The sequence below is a fragment of the Marinobacter sp. NFXS11 genome (genome assembly GCF_040148675.1).
Taxonomy (GTDB): Bacteria; Pseudomonadota; Gammaproteobacteria; order Pseudomonadales; family Oleiphilaceae; genus Marinobacter.
Genome location: NZ_JAGDDV010000002.1, coordinates 1,374,464 through 1,396,118 on the forward strand (window position 1 = coordinate 1,374,464; position 21,655 = coordinate 1,396,118).

The 21,655-nt window shown below is 58.4% G+C and carries 22 protein-coding genes; 8 read left to right on the forward strand and 14 right to left on the reverse strand.

The annotated features are described in order from the left end of the window. Nucleotides 1-164 precede the first annotated feature (164 nt). From J3362_RS15310 to trmB, 3 genes are all read left to right on the forward strand, one after another. Nucleotides 165-419 carry an accessory factor UbiK family protein gene (locus tag J3362_RS15310; RefSeq protein ID WP_014575880.1) on the forward strand — a complete coding sequence of 85 codons (255 nt, stop codon included), beginning with the start codon at nucleotides 165-167 and terminating at the stop codon, nucleotides 417-419. Nucleotides 420-482: 63 nt separating this feature from the next. Beyond that, a complete protein-coding gene (locus J3362_RS15315) occupies nucleotides 483-2,015 on the forward strand; it encodes a YifB family Mg chelatase-like AAA ATPase (RefSeq protein ID WP_349520808.1) in 1,533 nt (510 codons plus the stop codon). A gap of 72 nt (nucleotides 2,016-2,087) precedes the next feature. Continuing rightward, complete coding sequence (trmB, locus tag J3362_RS15320; RefSeq protein ID WP_349520810.1) at nucleotides 2,088-2,819, forward strand: tRNA (guanosine(46)-N7)-methyltransferase TrmB; 732 nt, start codon at nucleotides 2,088-2,090, stop codon at nucleotides 2,817-2,819. Between the two features lie 17 nt (nucleotides 2,820-2,836). Here the strand turns inward: trmB and J3362_RS15325 are convergent, their stop codons facing one another. The 10 genes from J3362_RS15325 to J3362_RS15370 form a co-directional block, all read right to left on the reverse strand. Further along, a complete protein-coding gene (locus J3362_RS15325) occupies nucleotides 2,837-3,370 on the reverse strand; it encodes a hypothetical protein (protein ID WP_008174168.1) in 534 nt (177 codons plus the stop codon). Continuing rightward, the gene (gene hemW, locus J3362_RS15330) at nucleotides 3,370-4,536 is read right to left on the reverse strand and encodes a radical SAM family heme chaperone HemW (protein WP_349520812.1); all 1,167 of its coding nucleotides are present in this window, start codon (nucleotides 4,534-4,536) and stop codon (nucleotides 3,370-3,372) included. Before hemW ends, J3362_RS15325 begins: the two co-directional genes overlap by 1 nt. 5 nt (nucleotides 4,537-4,541) lie before the next feature. Beyond that, nucleotides 4,542-5,141, reverse strand: a complete 600-nt coding sequence (rdgB, locus tag J3362_RS15335) for an RdgB/HAM1 family non-canonical purine NTP pyrophosphatase (RefSeq protein WP_014575885.1) — start codon at nucleotides 5,139-5,141, stop codon at nucleotides 4,542-4,544. A gap of 6 nt (nucleotides 5,142-5,147) precedes the next feature. Beyond that, nucleotides 5,148-5,603: a DUF4426 domain-containing protein gene (locus J3362_RS15340; protein WP_349520815.1), complete on the reverse strand. Its 456-nt coding sequence runs from the start codon at nucleotides 5,601-5,603 to the stop codon at nucleotides 5,148-5,150. A 2-nt stretch (nucleotides 5,604-5,605) separates the two neighbouring features. Continuing rightward, entirely contained in the window at nucleotides 5,606-6,205 is a 600-nt protein-coding gene (gene metW, locus J3362_RS15345) for a methionine biosynthesis protein MetW (protein WP_008174176.1), read from the reverse strand. Next, nucleotides 6,202-7,350 (reverse strand): homoserine O-succinyltransferase MetX, encoded by a 1,149-nt coding sequence (metX, locus tag J3362_RS15350; RefSeq protein ID WP_008174179.1) that lies wholly within the window; start codon nucleotides 7,348-7,350, stop codon nucleotides 6,202-6,204. The genes metW and metX overlap by 4 nt, the downstream gene beginning before the upstream one ends. 127 nt (nucleotides 7,351-7,477) lie before the next feature. Beyond that, nucleotides 7,478-9,442 carry a dynamin family protein gene (locus J3362_RS15355; protein WP_349520818.1) on the reverse strand — a complete coding sequence of 655 codons (1,965 nt, stop codon included), beginning with the start codon at nucleotides 9,440-9,442 and terminating at the stop codon, nucleotides 7,478-7,480. Nucleotides 9,443-9,685: 243 nt separating this feature from the next. After that, complete coding sequence (locus J3362_RS15360; protein ID WP_349520820.1) at nucleotides 9,686-10,270, reverse strand: YggT family protein; 585 nt, start codon at nucleotides 10,268-10,270, stop codon at nucleotides 9,686-9,688. A 22-nt stretch (nucleotides 10,271-10,292) separates the two neighbouring features. Beyond that, the gene (gene proC / locus J3362_RS15365) at nucleotides 10,293-11,126 is read right to left on the reverse strand and encodes a pyrroline-5-carboxylate reductase (RefSeq protein ID WP_349520822.1); all 834 of its coding nucleotides are present in this window, start codon (nucleotides 11,124-11,126) and stop codon (nucleotides 10,293-10,295) included. 61 nt (nucleotides 11,127-11,187) lie between these two features. Further along, on the reverse strand, nucleotides 11,188-11,892 hold the full coding sequence (locus tag J3362_RS15370; RefSeq protein ID WP_349520823.1) for a YggS family pyridoxal phosphate-dependent enzyme: 705 nt from the start codon (nucleotides 11,890-11,892) through the stop codon (nucleotides 11,188-11,190). Between the two features lie 140 nt (nucleotides 11,893-12,032). Here J3362_RS15370 and J3362_RS15375 point away from each other — a divergent pair, with 140 nt between their 5' ends. The 3 genes from J3362_RS15375 to J3362_RS15385 all read left to right on the forward strand — a co-directional run bounded on the left by J3362_RS15375 (nucleotide 12,033) and on the right by J3362_RS15385 (nucleotide 15,927). Next, nucleotides 12,033-13,067: a type IV pilus twitching motility protein PilT gene (locus J3362_RS15375; RefSeq protein ID WP_148607526.1), complete on the forward strand. Its 1,035-nt coding sequence runs from the start codon at nucleotides 12,033-12,035 to the stop codon at nucleotides 13,065-13,067. A gap of 216 nt (nucleotides 13,068-13,283) precedes the next feature. Beyond that, nucleotides 13,284-14,405, forward strand: coding sequence for a PilT/PilU family type 4a pilus ATPase (locus tag J3362_RS15380; RefSeq protein ID WP_088558221.1), 1,122 nt, complete (start codon nucleotides 13,284-13,286; stop codon nucleotides 14,403-14,405). A 118-nt stretch (nucleotides 14,406-14,523) separates the two neighbouring features. Then, entirely contained in the window at nucleotides 14,524-15,927 is a 1,404-nt protein-coding gene (locus J3362_RS15385; RefSeq protein ID WP_502882435.1) for an OmpP1/FadL family transporter, read from the forward strand. A gap of 31 nt (nucleotides 15,928-15,958) precedes the next feature. Here the strand turns inward: J3362_RS15385 and J3362_RS15390 are convergent, their stop codons facing one another. Next, the gene (locus J3362_RS15390; protein WP_008174194.1) at nucleotides 15,959-16,333 is read right to left on the reverse strand and encodes a hypothetical protein; all 375 of its coding nucleotides are present in this window, start codon (nucleotides 16,331-16,333) and stop codon (nucleotides 15,959-15,961) included. A 222-nt stretch (nucleotides 16,334-16,555) separates the two neighbouring features. Next, nucleotides 16,556-19,288, reverse strand: coding sequence for a DNA polymerase I (gene polA / locus J3362_RS15395; protein WP_349520825.1), 2,733 nt, complete (start codon nucleotides 19,286-19,288; stop codon nucleotides 16,556-16,558). An 87-nt stretch (nucleotides 19,289-19,375) separates the two neighbouring features. On the opposite strand from polA, the gene J3362_RS15400 reads away from it, so the two are divergent. Next, complete coding sequence (locus J3362_RS15400; protein ID WP_349520827.1) at nucleotides 19,376-19,714, forward strand: DUF2782 domain-containing protein; 339 nt, start codon at nucleotides 19,376-19,378, stop codon at nucleotides 19,712-19,714. A 7-nt stretch (nucleotides 19,715-19,721) separates the two neighbouring features. Here J3362_RS15400 and J3362_RS15405 read toward each other — a convergent pair whose 3' ends face one another. Beyond that, complete coding sequence (locus J3362_RS15405) at nucleotides 19,722-20,201, reverse strand: fibronectin type III domain-containing protein (protein WP_349520828.1); 480 nt, start codon at nucleotides 20,199-20,201, stop codon at nucleotides 19,722-19,724. Nucleotides 20,202-20,480: 279 nt separating this feature from the next. Here J3362_RS15405 and J3362_RS15410 point away from each other — a divergent pair, with 279 nt between their 5' ends. Further along, nucleotides 20,481-20,903, forward strand: coding sequence for a hypothetical protein (locus J3362_RS15410; RefSeq protein WP_349520830.1), 423 nt, complete (start codon nucleotides 20,481-20,483; stop codon nucleotides 20,901-20,903). 97 nt (nucleotides 20,904-21,000) lie between these two features. Here J3362_RS15410 and J3362_RS15415 read toward each other — a convergent pair whose 3' ends face one another. Continuing rightward, nucleotides 21,001-21,654 (reverse strand): DUF4124 domain-containing protein, encoded by a 654-nt coding sequence (locus J3362_RS15415; RefSeq protein WP_349520831.1) that lies wholly within the window; start codon nucleotides 21,652-21,654, stop codon nucleotides 21,001-21,003. Nucleotide 21,655: the final 1 nt, after the last annotated feature.

Below are 21,655 nucleotides of genomic sequence, written 5' to 3' on the forward strand. Positions count from 1 at the left end.
CCAGTGAGCCAATTTGGAGCGGGCTCCCTGGCCCTTCGCCACTCATTATAGGGTCGACCACCTACAGTATGGCAGGGGCTGCGGTGTGATACACTCTCGCTAACCGGCAATCGGCCCTGTCTTTTAGTCGAATCCGGATATTTCAGGAATTTGTGAGGTGATGTGTGAAAGGTCCACAGGATATTTTTTCCCAGCTGCAGGGCCAGTTTGGCCAGTTTGTTCCCGACATGGCCCGCGCTGCACGGGAAGATTTTGAAACCCAGGCCCGGGCCACCGTGATGGCCGTTCTGTCTCGCCTGGAGTTGGTAACCCGGGAGGAGTTTGACGCCCAGCAGGCGGTCCTGCTGAAGACCCGTGAAAAGGTGGACGCGCTCGAGAAACGGGTGGCCGAACTGGAAAATTCCCTGCAGAAACAATAAATTCCGGACACGCTCGGCAGGATGCTGGGCAAACAGTTCCGGTTGTTACCATGGATGGTTGTCATGCTTGCTATTGTTCATTCCCGCGCCGCCATTGGCGTGTCAGCGCCTGCCGTTACCGTTGAAGTCCATCTCTCAGGCGGCTTGCCCGCGCTCTCGATCGTGGGCTTGCCGGAAACCGGTGTAAGGGAGAGCAAAGAACGCGTCCGAAGCGCGCTTCTTAATGCCGGTTTCGAATTTCCCGCCCGAAGAATTACCATCAATCTCGCCCCCGCTGATCTGCCAAAAGAGGGTGGCCGGTTCGATCTGCCCATCGCTCTGGGCATTCTGGCGGCGTCTGGTCAGATCCCGGTCGACAGCCTTTCCGATTGCGAATTCCTCGGCGAATTGTCCCTTGATGGTGCACTGCGCCCTCTGAAAGGTGTTCTGCCGGCCGTGTTGGCCGCACGGGAGGATGGTCGGGCCTTGCTGGTTCCCCACGCCAACTCCGAGGAAGCGGCCCTGGCAAGCCAGGGTGATCTTCTGGCCGCCGGCCACCTGCTGACCGTGTGCGAACATCTGAGTGGTCGAGCCCGTCTTGTGCCGGTGCCCAGGTCTCCCCTGGACGAAGCGCCGGGCGGTAACCGTGAGGTGCCCGATCTGTCGGATGTCCGCGGCCAGCAGGTCCCGCGACGCACGCTGGAAGTGGCGGCAGCGGGTGGGCACAATCTTCTGTTCTTCGGCCCCCCGGGGACCGGCAAGAGCATGCTTGCCAGTCGCTTGCCGGGAATCCTGCCAGGGCTGGATGATGCTGCGGCCATGGAAGTGGCGAGCGTGCATTCGGTGGCGGGTCTGCCGGTTCGGGCCGGTGGCTGGCGTCAGCCGCCTTTCAGATCGCCGCATCATACTGCATCGGCGGTTGCTCTGGTGGGCGGCGGAAGCAGCCCGAGGCCGGGGGAAATCTCCCTGGCGCACCAAGGCGTACTGTTTCTCGACGAGTTGCCAGAGTTCGAACGCCGGGTGCTTGAAGTGCTCCGGGAGCCGATGGAAACCGGGGAGATCTCAATCAGCCGGGCGGCGCGTCAGGTCAATTTTCCCGCGCGCTTTCAGGTTGTTGGCGCGATGAACCCGTGCCCCTGCGGTTACAGCGGTCATCCCGGCATCGAGTGTCAGTGTACGCCGCAACAGATTGCCCGCTACCGGTCGAAGATCTCCGGGCCTTTGCTCGACAGGTTTGATCTGCACGTTGAGGTGCCGGTGCAGGGCGGCGATGTGCTGATGCGCCAGGGTGGGGACGGCGAGGAAAGTGCCACAGTCCGGGAGCGCGTTCTGGCTGCCAGAGCCCGACAGTCAAAGCGGGGTTGCCTGAATGCCGCGCTGTCCGGTCGGGAATTACAGGCTGCATGCCGACTGGACCCACAGGGTGAGCAACTGCTTACCGGTGCCATGGAGAAGCTGGGGCTTTCGGCCCGGGCGTTACATCGCATCCTTCGGGTGGCCCGGACGCTGGCGGATCTGGAAGGCTGCGAGGAATTGCGACAAAGCCATCTGGTTGAAGCGCTGGGCTACCGGCAGTTGGACCGACAGCAGGGCCGTAACTCGGTGGTCTCCGCCTGAGCCGGGACACTCTGGTAAACTAGTGGCAAATCCCGTTAAACATGACCCGCTGCCTGCGGTTAAGGATTGCAGATGACTGATCAGAAAGAACCGCAAGATCCCAAAGAGCCCGCCGATTCGCCGGTCACCACCCGTCGCGGTGTGCGCAGCTTTGTTTTGCGCCAGGGCCGGATGACGGAAGGCCAGAAAAAGGCGTTCGAGCGGAGCTGGCCGAAGTACGGGCTGACCCGTGAGGACGGAATGATTGATCCTAGGGAAGTGTTCGGCCGCGACAACATGCTGAACCTGGAAATCGGTTTCGGTATGGGCCGGTCCCTGGCCGAGATGGCTGAGGCCGCTCCCGAACAGGATTTTATCGGGGTTGAAGTTCATCAGCCCGGCGTTGGCGCGTTGCTCAAGGAGATCGAGGACCGTGGCCTGGAAAACGTCCGGATTTACAGTATCGATGCCAACGATGTGATTGACCTCTGCCTTCCGGATGCGTGCCTCGATCGCGTGATGGTGTTCTTCCCCGATCCCTGGCACAAGAAAAAGCATCACAAGCGCCGGCTGATCCAGCACGAGTTTGTCCAGCGGGTTCGTCACAAGTTGAGGGTAGGCGGCATTCTGCACCTGGCGACCGACTGGGAGAATTATGCCGAGCATATGCTCGAGGTGATGAGCGAGTCCGAGGGCTTTGCCAACACCCAGGAGAACGGTGGCTATTCACCGCGCCCTGACGACCGTCCAATCACCAAGTTTGAGAAGCGGGGCGAAACCCTCGGTCACGGTGTCTGGGACCTGTTGTTCTATCGCACCAATTAAGCGGTGTTGATCGGGGGTCAGTGATGCGCTAGCGGGTGGCGCCGTGACGCCCGGATGATGACCAGCCCGGCGATGCCGAGCGTGAGCGCCGTGAATTTGATGAGTGCGCATAGGGTTGCGGACAGGCTCATCTCGTCGGTGGGCGGGTTGAAATTGTTCAGCAACAGAATGTTCTCTGCACCGTCGCTCAGGCCGGCAGTTGCGAACAGGGCCCGTACCCAACGGGCACCCACCCGCTCGCGAATGCCGGGGCGATCACGGGTAAAGTGCCGGGTAAGATGAATCAGGGCCAGCATGTAGGCAGGAATGAACAGGAAGTCCAGCCACAGCGAAACCTTCGCCCAGGCAACCCCTTCGCTTCCCCAGCTGCGAAAAATGGCGTGGGCCTGATCGGCAGTCCCGGCCAGCTGATAGCTCACGATACCCTGGGGTGCTGATGCCGTCTGCAGAGGCTGGTTGACCATAAGCAAAGCGAACAGCAGCACGGCAGCCACGACCAGGCTGGCTTTCAGGCTTTTGGGAAATGCTGCCACTCCGTGTGCAGGGTCCATTACAGAAAACGCTCCAACAGGCTGTTAAGATATCTCTGGCCCAGGTCGGTTGCCTGGAGTCGATCGCTTACCAGCAGCTTTTCATTCCGCAGTTGTTCAAGTTTTACTCCAACTGTTGTCAGGGGTAAACCCGTTCGTTCAGAAAAAAGGCTTTCATCCACTCCTTCTTTCAGTCTGAGGGCGTTCATCAGGAATTCCAGCGGCAGATCGTCCACGGCAATCGCATCAGAACCGGCCGTTCGGCTGCCGATCCGGTTCAGGTAAGCGTCCGGCTGCCGGGTCTTCCAGTATCGCCTGATACTCCCGTCCACCAGGCTGATCTTGCCATGGGCCCCGGCCCCGAGGGCCAGGTAGTCCCCGAACGTCCAGTAGTTCAGATTGTGACGGGAGGCCCTTCCCTGGAGGCTCCAGGCCGAGACTTCGTAATCCTCGTAGCCGTGTTGATGCAGGTAATCGGAACCCCGGCGATAGATGTCCCAGAGATGATCGTCGTCGGGCAGTTCTGGCGGACGGCTGTAAAACTCGGTATTGGGCTCGAGGGTCAGCTGGTACCAGGAGAGATGCGGTGGTTTGTAGTCCAGGGCAGTCTGGATGTCCTCAAGTGCCTGCCCCGGCGTCTGGTCCGGCAGACCGTGCATCAGATCGATATTGAAGTTATCGAACCCGGCGCGGCGAGCGGCGCGTATGGCCCGGTGGGCGGCATCGGCATCGTGAATGCGCCCCAGCGTTTTGAGATGGTCGGGATTGAAACTCTGGACCCCGATGGACAGACGGTTGATGCCCGCTGCCCGGAAAGCGTCGAACCGGCCGGCTTCGAGCGTGCCGGGGTTGGCTTCCAGGGTAATTTCGGCATCTGTGGCGAAGGCAAGGCGTGCCCGCAGTTCCCGGAACAGGCGATCGTAGAAGTCGCTGCTCATCAGGGACGGAGTGCCGCCTCCGATGAACACGGTCTCTATTGGTCGATCGGTGGCAAAGGCCAGGTCCTGGTCGAGATCTTCGAGCAGGGCCTGCAGATAGGCGGATTCCGGGATTGTCCCGGTAAAAGCGTGGGAGTTGAAGTCACAGTAGGGGCACTTCCGCACGCACCAGGGTACGTGAATATAGAGGCTCAACGGCGGCCTAACCGCCGCTGGCTGCTGATCGTCCCCGGGGCTGGTATAACTCAACTGTTTCAGGCCTCGGCCTTCAGCTGATCCAGCAGAATCTTCAGGGCCCGTCCGCGGTGGCTGATGCTGCCCTTTTCGGCGCGGGACAGTTCCGCCGCACTGCAGCCGTGCTCTGGTGCCAGGAACACCGGGTCATAACCAAAGCCGCCATCGCCCTGAGGGGATCTGAGGATCGAGCCCGGCCAGCGGCCATGGCAGATGATCGGGGTCGGGTCTTCGGCATGGCGCAGGTATACCAGCACACAGTGAAACTGGGCGCCCCGTTGCCCGTCCGGCACGCCCGCCATGGCGTCCAGCAGGGCGTCCACATTGTCCTGATCGGTTGCATCATCGCCGGCAAAGCGGGCAGAGCGCACGCCCGGGCGGCCCTCAAGCGCGTCCACCGCCAGACCACTGTCGTCAGCGAGTGCTGGCAGCCCGGTTTCCCGGGCCGCGTGGCGCGCCTTGAGAATCGCGTTTTCTACAAAGGTAACCGCCGGCTCCTCGGCTTCACCGACGCCCAGATCGCCCTGGGCAATCGGCGTCATGCCAAGAGGTGCCAGGAGCTCGGTCAACTCGGCGATTTTGCCCCTGTTATTGCTGGCGATGACAAGTCGGTTGGTCATATAGGCTCAATCGCTGAACAGTGTGTGAGCAAACCGTACCGCCAGGTCCTGCTGGTGTCCGGTAGGGCGTGCGGTAATATTGAAAGTCATCAGTTCGCCGGAGGCATACTGATACTCGGCAATAAAGTACACGGAGTCGCCCTCCTGGATGCGGCGGAACGCCAGGAAGCGCACCTGTTGGACATCGTTGGTTACCTTGCCTTCCACCTGGCCGCTCACCGGGGACATTGAGCCATCGTCGTTTTCCTCCATGATGGAGATATTGACGATGCCTATGCCCTTGCTCCGCTGAAGATTATTGGCCTGGGCGACTTCCGGAGCCAGGAAGGTGCTGGGCAGGACACTCCAGAGTACCTTGTAGTCTCCGAAATCCTTGGAGCCGGCCTGTGCCTGCAGGCTGAACAGGCCAATCAGCGTGATTGCCAGCAGCGTACGGAATGTGGAAAAGGTTTTTGCGATCATTGCTAGGTCTCCCGTGTGATTCGGTAAATGGCAATTTCACCCAACAAGTTCGGCCAGAGACGAGCCAGCCAGCTGTTCTGGTGCTGACCGTCGACCACCCGGCGGCTTTTGATCCTGATGCCTTTCTGACGGCACAGTGCCTCAAAATCCTTGAAGGTGCACAACCTTATGTTAGGCGTGTTATACCATTTATACGGCAGTGCCTCGGATTCGGGCATACGACCGCTCAAAGTCAGTCCCCAGCGCAATCGCCAATGGGCAAAGTTGGGGAAGGTCACGATGCCTTCGCTGCCAACCCGCAGCATTTCATCCAGAACCCTGTCAGGACGCCGGACCGCCTGAAGCGCCTGGGTCATCAGAACAATGTCGAAACTGCCATCTTCAAAGTTCCCCAGCCCCTGGGTGTCCAGGTTCTGTTCGATAACCGCCACTCCGCGGCCCATGCAGGCGGTGATGTGGTCCGGGTTTATCTCCAGGCCGAAGCCACTGGCACCCCGTTCCCGCTGGAGGAAATCAAGCAGAGTGCCATCGCCACAGCCCAGGTCCAGAACATGGTGACCGGGCTGAACCCACTGCTGGATGATTTCGAGATCTGGTCTCATGCGCCGACCTCCCGTGCTACCCGGTCCATATAGGCGTTAAAGATGTCAGTGTACCGCGGGGTCGGAATCAGAAACGCGTCGTGTCCCCAGGGTGCGTCCACCTCGGCGTAGCTGACCTTCCTGCGCGCGCCAATCATGGCATTGACCATTTCTTCCGAGCGGGCCGGCGTGAAGCGCCAGTCGGTGCTGAATGACAACACCAGGTATTCGCAACTGGCCGCTGCCAGTGCTTTCGAGAGGTCGCCGCCAAATTCGTAGGCCGGATCAAAGTAGTCCAGGGCACGGGTCATCAGCAGGTAGGTGTTGGCGTCAAACGATTCGGAAAAGCGTTCGCCCTGATAGCGGAGGTAGCTCTCGACCTGGAACTCCGCGTCATAACCGAACTTGTAAGCCTGGTCACGGAGTTCGCGGCCAAATTTCTCGCCCATGGAGGCATCAGACAGATACGTGATATGACCAACCATCCGCGCCAGCATAAGACCACGCCTGGGAACCGTATCAAAGTCGTAATAGCGCCCGTCGTGAAACTCCCGATCAGAGGTTATTGCCTGGCGTGCCACTTCATTGAAGGCAATATTCTGGGCGGTCAATCGGGGAGTGGACGCAATCACCACCGCATGCCGCAGGCGATCGGGGTAGTCCAGGCTCCACTGTAGGGCCTGCATGCCGCCGAGGGAACCGCCAACAACGGCCGCCCAGCATTGAATGCCGAGCCGATCTGCCAACAGAGCCTGACTCTTGACCCAGTCGCCCACGGTGATAACCGGAAACTCCGGGCCAAACGGCTTTCCGGTTTCGGGATTGATGCTGTTGGGGCCGGTGCTGCCGTGGCAGCCCCCCAGATTGTTCAGGCTGACAACAAAAAAACGATCGGTATCGATGGGTTTTCCGGGGCCGATACAGCTGTCCCACCAGCCGGGTTTGCGGTCCTCGGCAGAGTGGTAGCCGGCCGCGTGGTGATGGCCGCTCAAGGCATGGCAGATAAGAACGGCATTGCTGGCGTCGGCATTCAGGGTGCCGTAGGTTTCCACCACCAGGTCATAGTTTTCCAGGGACTGGCCGCAGGCCAGATCGATGGGAGCGTCGAAATGATAGGTCTGCGGGGAGACAATCCCGACAGAATCCGCAGGCAGGGTATCAGGCATCGGCGCGAATGGTTCCTGGTTCGATCCGTAAGTGTCTGGAAAAGCAATGACAAAGCCATCGCCAGCCCAGCAGTTTAAAGCCGGGGCGTGATGGCTGCAACCGCCTGAATGGTCGCTCTCGAAGCGCTTACACAGCCCCGGAGATGTTCACCACTTTTTGCTGGATCAGAGTAGGGGCCGGTTTGCGGATCTGGCGCTGCATCGCGTCGGCCAGTTCCAGTTGCCTGCGCAGGTCGGCAATGGTGTTGGTCAGGCGCTGACGCTCGGTCCGGCTGTCCTTGTCGTTGCGGACCATGTCGCGAAGGCGCCGGATCTGGTGCTCCAGAAGCTGCTTCTGCTCCATGGAGTACTGCATGATCGGTAGCAGGGCTTCTGATGGCCAGCGCTCAACGTCCTGGCGTACACGGGCATGCAGTGTGCGGGCTTCGCCCACCATGACATTGAAAAAACGGCGAACCAGAACCGACTGCTCGGTGAGCAGATTCTTCGGACTGATGCGGAAGCGTCGCGCTTTCTTGCGCAACTCCCGGATTGCAATCACATGGCGCCCGGCCCGAAGCGGGATGGGCTCAAGGTGACGGGCCCGGTTGTCTTCGTTATAGCGACGGTAAATCGCGCCCACCATTTTCTCGGCCAGGTGCCCTTCGCTCAGAAGGTTGGTCAAGTCGCTTTCAATCAGCTCGAAAAATTGGTCCATGGCGCGGTTCATCCCGGCCGTGGTCCAGCTCTTCGACATACTGGTGCGCACATGCTCCGCATGGGCTTCGAAGCGGTCTTCGCTCACCAGCTTCTTCAGCAGGTCACCCTGGGAGTCCATGAGGCGACGGCTGGAGCGCAGGGTGATCAGCTTCTTGTAATAATAGTCGTAGTCTTTCTGGGCGCGTTCTGCGAGGCGGCCCAGCGCTGCCTTGTCCATGGTAACGCCCGCGCAAGCCTGGAGTTCTTCCTCCAGGGATTCCAGGCGGTACTGCATCGCCGCCTGGCTGTTCTGGAGCATGCCCAGCAGGTCGTTGATCAGACTCTGGGTGATCAACTGTTCCTTGTGCATGAGGATGCGCTGGATAATCAGTTGCTCAAGCTGATTGATATTGGAACGGTCAAACAGCTCGTTGTCTTTCTTGACCCTCGCGACCAGTCCCTGCTTGGCAGAAACCGGGATAACATCGTGCTGGCGCATGCCCAGGTGGTCGGCGGTGTAACCGCGCACCCTCTCAATCGCCTCGTTGGTGTGGCGCTCGCCCTGGAGGTCATCCCAGAGCACGTCGATCTTGTTCAGCACGGCAAAGCGGCCGGCGCGATGATCTGCGTGCTGGGTGTCGATATGCTCTTTCCAGATGGTCATGTCGCTGGCGGTCACGCCGGTGTCGGCGCTCAGCACAAAGATCACGGCGTGGGCGCGGGGCAGCATGCTGATGGTCAGCTCCGGCTCGGAGCCAAGGGCGTTCAGGCCCGGAGTATCGAGGATCCGCAGGCCGCGCTCGAACAGGGGGTGGCGGATGCTGATCTGGGCGTTCCGCCAGGCAGGTACGAGTACATTGCCCGGATTGTTGCGATCATGCTCGAGCATGCCTTCGTCGAAACCGAGTGCGCGGGCTTCCTCTGGTGGCACACTTTTGACCCGGGCAACTTCCGCAAGCACCTCCCGCATGATCTCAGGATCGCGTTCATCCAGCTCATGTTTGACCCAGCGTTCCGGCTGCTTGCGCAGTTGCTGCAGGGACAGTTCGCCGTTTCGGGTTTCGATGGGGAGCAGGAGCAGGTAGTTTTCATTGGCGCTGCGATCGAAGAACAGCTCGGTGGGGCACATGGTAGTGCGGCCCGCCTGGGACGGCAGCATGCGCTGGCCATACTCGGAGAAGAACAGGGCGTTGATCAGTTCGGTTTTACCGCGGGAGTATTCGCCGACAAACGCAATGGTCAGCTCATCCTCAATCAGCAGCTCCAGTCCGTGGCGGATGCGGGTGCTGACATCATCGGAGAACAGATTGTTATCCTGCAGCCAAAGCCGGTACCGGCCGATCTGACGGATCAGCTCTTTTTTCCAGTTGTGATAAGCCTCTACCTGCTGCGACAGAGTTCCCTGTTGGTTCATCGGATTTTCCTTCTGCGCGACTTCCTGGTATCCCGGTCAGAACGGGGTGCTCACGGGTGACGGATTAATTACCGTTAATACTATCCTGTTATTTCCAAGTTTGTGGCGGGGCCAGAGTGGAAGGATCGGCCAAGCTTGCCGACAATGCAATAAAAAAGCTGCAAAATCAGGCATATGACTTTGCAGCTCGGGAATGATGGATTTCGTGGTTAAGTGTTACAAAGTGTATTTTTGAGACGGGGTTTACATACCGAGTCCGATGGAGCCGAGGCCTGCGGCCATTTTCATGTGCTCAATCACCACTGAAATCACGTTGAGAATCAGGAAAACGATGATGGGTGACAGATCCAGGCCGCCCATCGAGGGCATGATATTGCGCACCGGGCGCATTACCGGCTCGGTGATCTGGGCGACCAGCTGGATGGCCGGATGGCCGCTGCCCGGCGCGATCCAGCTGACGACCACCACTGCAATAACCGACCAGAAATAGATCTTCACGATCAGGTCCAGCACGTTCAGTACGGACCAGACCAGCAGTGTGATCGGATTTATGGCGGGAATGCCGCCGTTCAGTGCCACCAGGATCAGGAAGAAGGTGATGCCCTGGATGATGACGGCCAGAACCAGCGAAGCCCCATCGAAACCGCCCAGGCCAGGAATGACACGCTGCAGCGGGCGCAGCGGTGGATTGGTTGCCTTGACCACGAACTGAGTGATGGGATTGTAGAAGTCGGCCCTGGCCAGTTGAAGCAGGAACCGAAGCAGCACAATCGTCAGGTAAAAGGTGGATGCGATGAGCAGGATGGTAATCAGAATATCTGCCAGCATGAAGCCGTGTCTCCGTTATCGGTTACTGTTTGCCTGCCAGTTCTTTGGCCATTTCTTCCGAACGCTTGAATGCTGCCTTGTAGGCTTTGGCCACCAGATTGCGCATACCACCTTCCTCGAAGGTGTTGATGGCCTGCTCGGTGGTTCCGCCAGGAGACATCACATTGCGCTTGAGCTGGCCGGGATCGTGCTCGCTTCGACCGGCCATTTCCGCGGCTCCCGCCATGGTTTGGATGGCCAGTTCCCTGGCGGTTCCGGCGGCAATGCCAGCCTCGGTGGCCGCTTCCTCAAGCGCCTCAAGCATCAGGAAGAAATAGGCGGGGCCGCTGCCGGAGAGGGCGGTAACCGCGTGCAGCAGGTTTTCGTCCTCAACCCAGAGCGCTGAACCGATGCTTTCGAACACCGATTCCACCATCTTCTTCTGTTTGTCTTTCACTTCTTTGTTGGCAAACAGGCCTGCAGCCCCTTTGCCGACCAGGGACGGTGTATTGGGCATTACCCGGACCATCGGCAGGCCGCCGCCAAGCCAACCGTCGAGGGTATCCGCTGTCAGGCCGGCGGCGATGGATACCATCAGTGGGCGAGTGTTCTGGACCATTGGTGCAATGTCGCGACAGACATCGGCCATGACCTGGGGTTTCACCGCCAGAACCACCATGTCAGCCTGCTGGGCGCAGTACCGGTTGTCTGTGGTGACGCTTACGCCAAAGCGCTTGCGGATTGTCTGCAGGTGCGCGTCATCCGGCGCGCTGACCCAGATATTGCCGGCCTTATAGCCGTTATCCAGCATACCGCCAATGATGGCGCTGGCCATGTTGCCGGCGCCAATAAAAGAAATGGTTGGTGATGTGCTCAAGGTTAACTCCCCGGTTGATCGGTTAAACGTCCGGCCCTGATCATAGCAGGAACCGGCCGGTTCAGCTCTTTACTGGGCGTTTGCCGAATAGGGCGGTGCCGACCCGGACCCAGGTGGCGCCTTCCGCAATCGCGACTTCCAGATCGCCGGACATACCCATCGACAGTGTGTCGAGTGGGCCGGCGTCGGGATGGTCTGACCGCAGCTGTTTCAGAGTATTGGCAAGTTTCCGGAAACTGGCTCTCAATCCTGCTTCGGGCTGATCCGGATCCGGAATGGCCATCAGGCCTCGCAAGCTAAGGTTCGGCAATTCGCCGATTTCGGCCACCAGATCCGGCAGTTCATGCAGAGTGCAGCCGGATTTGCTCTCTTCCTCATTAATATTGACCTGAAGACAGATATTCAATGGCGGCAGCGCAGGATCGCGCTGTTCGCTCAGGCGACGGGCAATCTTGAGGCGGTCGACGCTGTGCGCCCAGGAAAAGGCGTCGGCCATCTGTCGCGTCTTGTTGGACTGGATCGGCCCGATGAAATGCCAGTCGACGCCCTCGAGATCTGCAAGCGACTCGATCTTCTCGAGGGCCTCCTGGAGGTAGTTCTCACCAAAGGCCCGCTGCCCGGCAGCGAAGGCTTCCCGCAGGTCTTCCGGTGGTCGGGTTTTGCTGACGGCGAGCAAATGCACAGACCCGGGCGCACGGCCTGCCTGCAATGTTGCTTTTTGTATGCGTCGGGTTACGCTCCCGATGTTGTCTGCTATGCTGCTCATAGTGTGAGAATGCCACGCTCGGTCTGTCACTTGTACGGTGACACGTTACCCGCAGGTCACTGAAATGCCAAGTGAACCTCGCCGGGGCCCCGCCGGGCGGAAGCTACCGGGATAAAAGAAAAAGCCTTCCGAGGATTCCTATGGATATTACTGAACTGCTTGCCTTTTCGGCGAAACAGGGTGCGTCTGACTTGCACCTCTCTGCCGGTTTGCCCCCGATGATTCGTGTTGATGGTGATGTACGCCGCATCAACCTGCCGCCCATGGAGCACAAAGAAGTCCACGGGCTCATCTACGACATCATGAACGACAAGCAGCGTAAGGACTACGAGGAATTCCTGGAAACCGACTTCTCCTTCGAAGTTCCCGGTGTTGCCCGTTTCCGTGTTAACGCCTTTAACCAGAACCGGGGCGCCGGTGCCGTTTTCCGGACCATCCCCTCCAAGGTTCTGACCATGGAAGATCTGGGCATGGGCCAGGTGTTCAAGGACGTGTCTTCGGTTCCCCGGGGGCTGGTATTGGTGACCGGGCCGACCGGCTCTGGTAAGTCCACCACGCTGGCGGCGATGATCGATTACATCAACGACTCCCGCTACGAGCACGTACTTACGATTGAAGACCCCATCGAATTCGTACACGACTCCAAAAAATGCCTGGTGAACCAGCGGGAAGTGCACCGGGATACTCTGGGCTTCAACGAAGCACTGCGCTCGGCCCTGCGGGAAGACCCCGACATCATCCTGGTTGGTGAGCTCCGGGATCTGGAAACCATCCGCCTGGCGCTGACAGCGGCTGAGACCGGCCACCTTGTATTTGGCACCCTGCACACCACCTCCGCCGCCAAAACCATTGACCGTGTGGTCGACGTTTTCCCGGCAGAGGAAAAGTCCATGGTGCGGTCGATGCTTTCGGAGTCTTTGCAGGCGGTAATTTCCCAGACCCTGATGAAGAAAATGGGTGGCGGCCGTATTGCCGCGCACGAGATCATGATTGGCACGTCTGCGATCCGGAACCTGATCCGGGAAGACAAGATCGCCCAGATGTACTCGTCGATTCAGACTGGCGGCTCCCTCGGCATGCAGACATTGGATCAGTGCCTTGAGCGGCTGCTGCAGAAAGGGCTTATCTCCCGCGAAGCAGCGCGGGCCAAAGCCAAGATGCCTGACAACTTTTAATGAGCTTGTTCCTGGCGTCTGGAATTTAGGAGCAGGAGCAAAGGGGAATTCATCAGACTCCCCGAATACAGTTTGACGGGCGGGGCGGGTGCAGCTTCCCGGGACTGTCTGCAGCATGGATGCTGCAGTCAAGCGTACACGGACGTATTCACAGCGTGTCCCGGGGAGCTGCACCCGCCCCGCCCAGGCACCAAACAATGAAGACTGGGTAGAAAAATGGAATTCGAAAAACTGTTACGGCTGATGGTGGAGAAGGGCGGTTCGGACCTGTTTATTACAGCGGGTGTGCCGCCGAGCATGAAGGTGAACGGGAAGGTTCTGCCGGTCACCAAGAACGCGTTGACGCCGGAGCAGACCAGGGAGTTCGTTTACGGCGCCATGAACGACAAGCAGCGCGCCGAGTTTGAGGAAACCCACGAGTGTAACTTTGCGATCAGTGCCCGGGGCATTGGCCGGTTCCGGGTGTCCGCATTTTTCCAGCGCAACCTGTGCGGTATGGTGTTGCGTCGGATCGAGGTAAAGATCCCGCAAATCGATGACCTGTCGTTGCCGGAGGTGATCAAGGAACTGGCCATGACCAAGCGTGGCCTGATCATGTTTGTGGGCGCTACCGGTACCGGTAAGTCTACGTCCCTGGCGGCCATGCTCGGGCACCGTAACCGCAACAGCCGTGGCCACATCATTTCCATCGAAGATCCGATCGAATTCGTGCACCAGCATCAGGGTTGTATCGTCACCCAGCGCGAGGTGGGCATCGATACCGAGAGCTTTGAAGTAGCCCTTAAGAACACCCTACGCCAGGCGCCAGACGTCATTCTGATTGGTGAGGTTCGTACCCGGCAGACCATGGAGTACTCGGTACAGTTCGCCGAAACCGGTCACCTGTGTCTTGCCACGTTGCACGCTAACAACGCCAACCAGGCGCTGGACCGGATTATCCAGTTCTTCCCGCCGGAACAGCACAACCAGATCTGGATGGACCTGTCCCTGAACCTTAAGGCAATCGTGGCCCAGCAGCTGGTCCCAACGCCAGACGGCAAGGGCCGCAAGGCGGTTATTGAGGTGCTGATCAACACCCCTCTGGTGTCAGACCTGATTCGTAAAGGTGAGGTGCATCGTTTGAAGGAACTGATGGCCAAATCCAACGAATCCGGCATGCAGACCTTCGACCAGGCGCTTTATCATCTGTATGCAGAGGGTTCGATTACCTACGAAGATGCCCTGGCTCACGCAGATTCTGCCAACGATCTTCGCCTGATGATCAAGCTGGGCGCGGATGCCCAGGGAGCTGACAAGCTGTCTTCTTCGGTCGACAAGCTTTCAATCCAGGATGACTGACGCTGCAAGGTCATAAGACGTTAGTCGTAGAAAGTTAGGGCCCTGAACCGTTAGGAATGGCATTTGAGGCCAGTAAGGGGTGGTGCGTATACTCCGCGCGATTCAATAAGGAGATACCATGCACCACCGTTCCTCAACGCTTGCACGAGCTGTACGTCTCACCACCCTTGCGGCGCTCGCCGCACCTGCCTCTACCCTGGCAGGCGGCTTTTCCCTGAATGAGCAGAGCGCCAGTGCGATGGGCACCGCTAACGCCGGTGCTGCCGCCAACCCCGAAAACGCGACCACGGTTCTTTTTAACCCCGCCGGGATGAGTCAGTTGTCGGGCACTAATATTTCGTTTGGTGCCGCGGTTCTGGATATTGATGCTGAGGCCAAGGAAAGTAGTATCCGGACCTCCAGAAACGATCCCGCGGTGCCTGTAAGCCCGGCCAGTAGCGGAGGAGATATTGCAGACCCTGCGGTGCTGCCGAATTTTTATCTAAGTCACGAAATCAACGAATCGATAGATGTCGGTTTTGGAATCCATGCGCCCTATGGTTTGGCGGCGGATTACGATAACGACTTTGCAGGGCGTTTTTTCGCGGACAAAACAGAGCTCACGGCGATTGCATTCACGCCCTCGATTTCTCTTAACAATGGCCAGGGCCTTTCAATGGGTGTTGGTTTGAACGTCCTATACGCCGAAGGGCGCTTGAGCCGCTACCAGGATATCAGTGCTCGAGTAGGGACAGCGGCGCTTGCACTTGAGGAGCCTTATGCGGATGCAGAGGGTGACGATGTTGGCATGACGTTCCGTGTTGGATTTCTTTATGAGCTGACCCGCGCTACTCAGATTGGCCTGACGCTTCAGACGGGTACGGAACTCGAGCTGGAGGGTGACCTGGAAATCTCTGGCATAACCAATCCGTCCAACCCGATGGGGCCGACGCTGTCAGCCTCAGAGAGCATCAAGGTGCCTTTGGCGATTCCTGAGAGCGCAACTCTGGGGGTTCGCCACAGCCTTACAGATGACGTTACTCTTCTGGCCGGCGCAACTTACGCTCGTTGGAGCCGATTCGAGGAGCTTGATATCGTCAGCACCGAAGCTGGAGGTGCCATTAGTGGTGCGCCGCAAGAGGGCGCTGTGATTTCTCATGTTACCGAACAATGGAAAAACAGCTGGCAGCTTAACGCTGGTGCTATCTGGCAGGCTTCGCCTGAGTGGGCTTTTAAAGCCGGATATGCCTGGGATGAGTCGCCTGTGAATCAGTATGTTACCGCCCGAATTCCCTCCAGTGATCGTCACTGGCTGACTCTCGGTGCCCAATGGGCTGACGCCCAAAGTGGCTGGACGGTTGACGTAGCGGTTGGAACGCTCTTGTTCACGGACGATCCACGAGTCAACGATCGGAACTACCAGCATGAAAACCCGAGCGAGATCGCGCAACTGGCGCCTGGTGTTCAGGATCCAAGCCTTTATGCTGCTGAGTACGATCTGAGCGCGTGGAGTGCAGCGTTCGAGGTAAGCAAGTCCTTCTAAAACCTCGAGAATCTGGCCGGCTGCAGGCCGGTCAGCCAACCACCTGGCCACGGTAGATGACTTTCTTCTTCCGTGGCGGGTCGATCTGTCCCTCCTCGTCCTGTTCCGCTGATGCGGGCGGCGCATCGGCAATGACCTGGCCTCTGTAATTACGCTTGAGGCCGTCATCTTCTTCCTCGGGCTCAATATTGAGCTGTGGAACCCGTTCTTTGAGGGTTTCCCAGACACGAGTCAGCTGACTGGAGCGGGTTTTCCGCGCGTAATCGGCCAGTTGTTGTTCCAGATGCTCTTCCGTGAGGTGCAGTTTGACGCCGAATTCCGTGTGAATCAGGCGGCGGCACTGGTGAACCAGTTTCAGCACGCTGGGATCCAGCAGCCAGCTACGTTCAGATGCCAGAGAAGTCATGGTATGAGCCTCGGAGATGGAATGTCACAACCTGGCGCTGCCCGGAGTGCAGGGGCGGGGCGCCGACTCCAAGTATGTAGCGAATATCGTGCCGTGACGGTGGTAATGTCGCCGAGAAGGATTGCCGGCGGCTAATGCCGGCTTGTCGTGGTCCGTTCAAGGGTTGGTGCTGCGGTCGATTACGGTGCGTTTTAGGGCGTCCTTGCCCTTTTTTGAGCTGAATTAGTGCGCCTCGTCCCAGTTGTCGCCGGCACCGGCTTCCACCAGCAGGGGAACATCCAGTTCTGCTGCTGCGGACATGCGCTTCTCCAGTCCCGCCCGAATCTTGTCGAGTGCCGATTCCTTCACTTCCAGGATCAGTTCATCGTGAACCTGCATGGTCATGCGAGCTTCATCGGCGTGTTCTTTCAGCAGCCAGTTCTCAACATCCACCATGGCCCGCTTGATGATGTCCGCGGCAGTACCCTGCATGGGTGCGTTGATCGCGGTTCGCTCGGCAGCCTGCTGCAGCTGTTTGTTGCGGGCGTTTATTTCTGGCAGGTACAGGCGCCGGCCGAAGAGCGTCTCCACAAAACCGTCGTCATGAGCCTGTTTACGGATGTTGTCCATGTACTTAAGGACACCCGGATAGCGTTCGAAATATCGATCAATGTATCCCTGGGCGAGTTTGCGCTCAACGTCCAGCTGCCGGGAAAGGCCAAAGGCGGACATGCCGTAGATCAGGCCAAAGTTGATGGCCTTGGCGCTCCGGCGCTGGTCCGAGGACACATCGTCGAGGCTTACCCCGAAGACTTCCGATGCGGTTGCCTTGTGAATGTCTTCGCCCTTCTCAAACGCTTTGAGCAGCCCTTTGTCTCCGGAGAGATGAGCCATGATCCGAAGTTCGATCTGGGAGTAGTCGGCAGCGACGAGCTTGTATCCCTCGGGTGCGATAAAGGCCTGCCGTATACGGCGCCCCTGTTCGCTCCGAATGGGGATATTCTGCAGGTTGGGTTCCGACGAGGACAGTCGGCCGGTAGCAGTGACAGCCTGGTGGTAGGACGTGTGCACCCGGCCGGTACGATGATGAATCAGCTCGGGCAGCGTGTCCGTGTAAGTCGACTTCAGCTTGCTCAGGCTGCGGTGCTCCAGAATCAGGCGCGGCAGCTCGTGTTCGTGGGCCAACTCCTGCAGAACCGGTTCCGCCGTTGATGGCGCGCCCTTGGGGGTCTTCTTGATGACCGGCAGGCCCATCTTGTCGTAGAAGATCGCCTGCAGCTGCTTGGTGGAACCCAGATTGAAGGTCTCGCCGGCGACCTCGTGAGCTTCCTTCTCAAGCTCGGCCATGCGTTCTGCCAGTTCCTGGCTGTGCTGGCGCAGGGTGCTCGCGCTGATCAGGGTGCCGCGCTGCTCCATTCGCGACAGAACCGGCACCAGAGGTAAATCGATGTCTTCATACACAGCGGCCAGCTTTCCGGTCTCTTTCAGCTTCGGTCGCAGGGTCTGGTGCAGGCGCAGGGTAATGTCCGCATCTTCGGCGGCGTAGGGCGCCGCTTTTTCAAGGTCAATCTGGTTGAAAGTGAGCTGTTTTGCGCCTTTACCGGCAATGGACTCGAAGCTGATGGTCTTCTCGCCAAGGTAGTACATGGCGAGGCTGTCCATATCGTGCCGGGTAGCGACAGAATTCAGAACGTAGGATTCCAGCATGGTGTCCTCGGCAATGCCCTCAAGGCTAATGCCGTGATTCGCCAATACGTTCTTGTCGTATTTCAGGTTCTGGCCGACCTTGGCCAGGTCGGGGTTCTCCAGCAGCGGCTTGAGCTGATCCAGCACCTGATCACGATCCAGCTGCTCGGGTGCGCCCATGTAGTCGTGCCCCAGAGGGACATAGGCGGCTTCGCCTTGTTGAATCGCGAAGGAGACACCCACGATTTCGGCGTCCATGTAGCGAAGGCTGGTGGTCTCTGTGTCGAAGGCAAACAGCTCCGCTGACCTCAGGCGCTCCAGCCACTGATCCAGTTCCTTCTGGTCGGTGATGATGCTGTAGTCCTTTTTGCCGGTTTCCGGGTTGGGCTTGTTACCGACGGCTTGAGCGTTGCCGGAGGTTGAATTGTCTCCCTCTTCCAGTTCGGCAATCCAGCTGCGGAGTTCATATTCCTTGAACAGTTCGAGCAATTGCTCGTCGTCCTGCTCCCGGAGTTTCAGGTCTTCCAGGCCAAAATCCAGTTCCACATCGGTGCGGATGGTAGCCAGTTCACGGCTCAGGGGCAGGGTCTCCGTCGCGTCCCGCAGGTATTCACCGATCTTGCCCTTGATCTCGTTGGCGTGTTCGAGGACGTTGTCCAGGTTGTCGTAGCTCTGCAGCCATTTGACCGCGGTTTTTGGACCGCACTTGTTGACGCCGGGGATGTTGTCCACCTTATCGCCCACGAGGGCCAGGTAATCGACAATCTGCTCCGGAGTAACGCCGAATTTCTCCACCACGCCGTCCCGGTCCATCCGGGTCTCGGTCATGGTGTTAATCAGCGTGACGTGATCGCTGACCAGCTGTGCCATGTCCTTGTCGCCGGTGGAGACCACCACATCGATGCCCTTGCTGGTTGCTTCGTTGGCAAGGGTGCCGATCACGTCGTCGGCCTCAACGCCTGTTACCATTAGCAGCGGTAGCCCCATGGCCTTTACGATTTCGTGAATGGGCTCGATCTGGCAGGCGAGATCCTCCGGCATGGGAGGTCGGTTGGCCTTGTACTCTTCATAGAGATCATGCCGGAAGGTTTTGCCCTTGGCGTCGAACACCACCACCATCTTGGAGCCGGGAAAATCCTGCTCCAGGCGGCGGATCATGCTGATCACGCCCTTGATGGCTCCGGTCGGATGATCCTTGCTTGTGGTGAGAGGTGGAAGTGCATGATAAGCACGGAAAAGATAGGACGATCCGTCCACAAGAACCACAGGTGGTGTGTTTTTGCTGGTCATGTCAAAACAGGTCCGGAATCTGATTGAAGCGTGGGTTGGCTTATGCAACTCTGTACGGAAATCGATGGACGAAAGGGTATCACGAAAATGAAACGAATCGCCTGTCCGGCTTTGTTGCTCGCCTGTTTGCCTATGGCTGCTTTGGCCCAGGAAGAAGGCGCTCTGGATGAGACACCGGTGGTAACTCCCGAAGAGCCTGTGGTGATCTCGGATTACCAGCCTGCGGGTCAGGGTCCCGAGATTGTTATTCGCCCGGGCGAGCAGGAAGTGTTCTACGAATACCGGGTCAACGGACAGCTGATGGAAATCAAAGTTGTGCCGGAAGTGGGGCCGGAGTACTACCTGGTGCCGGCGGATGGCGGCGGATGGATCCGGGAAACCGAGTCCGACATGTTGGTACCCAGCTGGGTGATTTTCCGCTGGTAAACCCCAGTCAGATCAGATCGACGTTGACCGGCGTTGAGCGCCGGCTCTCCAACCCCTGAATATCCACGGTGGTGATGGCGAATTCGTAAGCGCCTGGCGCCATCTCTGCCAGAGAGAGCCTTGTGGTCGAAGTACTCTCAATGTGGATGACCCTGAAGCTTTCCTGGTGCCTGAGGCGATAGTAAACCCTGAATTCTGCAATCTCTCCAAGGGTCAGTGACGAGCCGTCTTCACGGGTCAGCGGAGCTGTCCATGTCAATTCTTTAGGTTCAGTGCCCGTATATCCGGGTTCGCGGGCCTGCCCAAGAGTGTTCATCAGCCCGTCGGTAGCTTTGTCCAGTCGCGAATTTGCAATTTCACTGGCCCGATCGGAGCTCGTTCTGGTTGCGCGGGAATCCTCCTGGCAGGCGGTAAGGAGGAAAGACGCGGCGATCAGCGGGATAAGAAACCGGGAGCCGGGCGGATGTCTGGGTTTACTGGTGGTCATGGTAACTCGCATACGGGCCTGATCGAGGCCTTTGTTGATTAAGCGTATGGAGCCTGAATAAAACGGGGAGACGGGCTTCTGTGACAGCTCGGGATTATGCCAGCGGGGTTTTCAGGATCAAGTGAATAATCCGTAAAAGCCCTTATTCGCCCACTTCCTGCTTTTAGTATGAACATTCTAATTTTAGAGCGTAACTTGGGTTGTGAGATTGAAGTAAGGCCTTAGTTGCACTGGTTTCGACAGGGCCTTGGAACTTTCAGGAAACGAAGGGGATTTATCATGGGTAAACTCAAGTCTTATCAGGAACAGCTCCAGGAAATCGTGGACAAGGGTATCAACGCCGCTGAAGAGCAGCAGAAGAAGCTGGCCTCCAAGCCGTTCGATTACGCCGAGAAGCTCGAGTCTGAAGCGCGCGAGTACAGCGTGAAGACCCTGCGCAAGCGTTACAACGGCTACAGTGACAGCCTGTTCGATCAGCTGCGCAACCTGAACAGCCGTTTTGGCAGCTTCGCTGGTGACCTGGTCGCCAAGCTGGAAAAAGAAGCAGCCGAAGGCGCTGATGCAGTCGCAGAAGCCGCGGAAGACGTGTCTGACGCTGCGCAGGATGCGAAGAAATCTGTTGAGCCGAAGAAGACGGCTGCACGCAAGACCACTGCGCGCAAGACCACTTCAACTGCCAAGAAGAGCACTGCATCCGCCTGAATTGCGGATAGCGTCTCACCAATCGGTGAGTGAAATGAGAAGGCCACCGGGTAACACCGGTGGCCTTTTTCGTGGTCTCGGAAATTTCAGTGCAGGATCAGTTTTCGGTCTTGGTATGATCAAGTGGCAGGGTTCGTGCCTCGCCGGTAACCTCTTCCAGGCGCTCGATGTCGGCTTCAAAGGCCTTGCGTAGTTCCTCGATTTCCTGGGTCTGTGAGGTGATTTCCCGCTCGATATCGCGAATCTGGGCCTCCAGCCGCCGGATTTTCTCCAGCGTGCCCTCTGGAATCTCGCGACCGGCCCGCTCCATGTTGGCGGCCCGACTCTGTTCGTTATCCAGCTGGCTGGATATCACCGATATATTGCCGCGCTTGAGCTGAATAAGACCCTCGAGCTCGCGGATTTTCCGGTGCATGGCTTTCACGGCCTGATCCGGGTGGCTGAAGCGTTTCAGTAGCGCCCGGTCTTGCTCGCGCTGTTCTGCGAGTTCCTTCTGGCGCTGTTTTTCCGCTTCCCGGGCAGCAATCTCTTCTTCGGTGGGTGCCGGCGGAATGATGTCAATTACGCGGCCATTGTCATTCAGGATGTCATAGCCACGCTTGGTGGCTTCCTGGGGGATGGTGCTGCTGATTACGATCTGGCCGTTCTCATCCGTGTAACGGTACATATTGGCTGCTGCCTGGGCAGAGAACCCCAGGGCAAGTGCCAGTGCCGTCGTTTTAACAGACAGTGCGGTCAGACGATTGGCCATC

Bases quoted from the DNA above. Each gene is read 5' to 3' on its own strand.
- J3362_RS15315 (WP_349520808.1), top strand. From the start codon at position 483: ATGCTTGCTATTGTTCATTCCCGCGCCGCCATTGGCGTGTCAGCGCCT.
- trmB (WP_349520810.1), top strand. From the start codon at position 2,088: ATGACTGATCAGAAAGAACCGCAAGATCCCAAAGAGCCCGCCGATTCG.
- J3362_RS15325 (WP_008174168.1), bottom strand. From the start codon at position 3,370: ATGGACCCTGCACACGGAGTGGCAGCATTTCCCAAAAGCCTGAAAGCC.
- rdgB (WP_014575885.1), bottom strand. From the start codon at position 5,141: ATGACCAACCGACTTGTCATCGCCAGCAATAACAGGGGCAAAATCGCC.
- J3362_RS15340 (WP_349520815.1), bottom strand. From the start codon at position 5,603: ATGATCGCAAAAACCTTTTCCACATTCCGTACGCTGCTGGCAATCACG.
- metW (WP_008174176.1), bottom strand. From the start codon at position 6,205: ATGAGACCAGATCTCGAAATCATCCAGCAGTGGGTTCAGCCCGGTCAC.
- metX (WP_008174179.1), bottom strand. From the start codon at position 7,350: ATGCCTGATACCCTGCCTGCGGATTCTGTCGGGATTGTCTCCCCGCAG.
- J3362_RS15355 (WP_349520818.1), bottom strand. From the start codon at position 9,442: ATGAACCAACAGGGAACTCTGTCGCAGCAGGTAGAGGCTTATCACAAC.
- J3362_RS15360 (WP_349520820.1), bottom strand. From the start codon at position 10,270: ATGCTGGCAGATATTCTGATTACCATCCTGCTCATCGCATCCACCTTT.
- J3362_RS15370 (WP_349520823.1), bottom strand. From the start codon at position 11,892: ATGAGCAGCATAGCAGACAACATCGGGAGCGTAACCCGACGCATACAA.
- J3362_RS15375 (WP_148607526.1), top strand. From the start codon at position 12,033: ATGGATATTACTGAACTGCTTGCCTTTTCGGCGAAACAGGGTGCGTCT.
- J3362_RS15380 (WP_088558221.1), top strand. From the start codon at position 13,284: ATGGAATTCGAAAAACTGTTACGGCTGATGGTGGAGAAGGGCGGTTCG.
- J3362_RS15385 (WP_502882435.1), top strand. From the start codon at position 14,524: ATGCACCACCGTTCCTCAACGCTTGCACGAGCTGTACGTCTCACCACC.
- J3362_RS15390 (WP_008174194.1), bottom strand. From the start codon at position 16,333: ATGACTTCTCTGGCATCTGAACGTAGCTGGCTGCTGGATCCCAGCGTG.
- polA (WP_349520825.1), bottom strand. From the start codon at position 19,288: ATGACCAGCAAAAACACACCACCTGTGGTTCTTGTGGACGGATCGTCC.
- J3362_RS15400 (WP_349520827.1), top strand. From the start codon at position 19,376: ATGAAACGAATCGCCTGTCCGGCTTTGTTGCTCGCCTGTTTGCCTATG.
- J3362_RS15405 (WP_349520828.1), bottom strand. From the start codon at position 20,201: ATGACCACCAGTAAACCCAGACATCCGCCCGGCTCCCGGTTTCTTATC.
- J3362_RS15410 (WP_349520830.1), top strand. From the start codon at position 20,481: ATGGGTAAACTCAAGTCTTATCAGGAACAGCTCCAGGAAATCGTGGAC.
- J3362_RS15415 (WP_349520831.1), bottom strand. From the start codon at position 21,654: ATGGCCAATCGTCTGACCGCACTGTCTGTTAAAACGACGGCACTGGCA.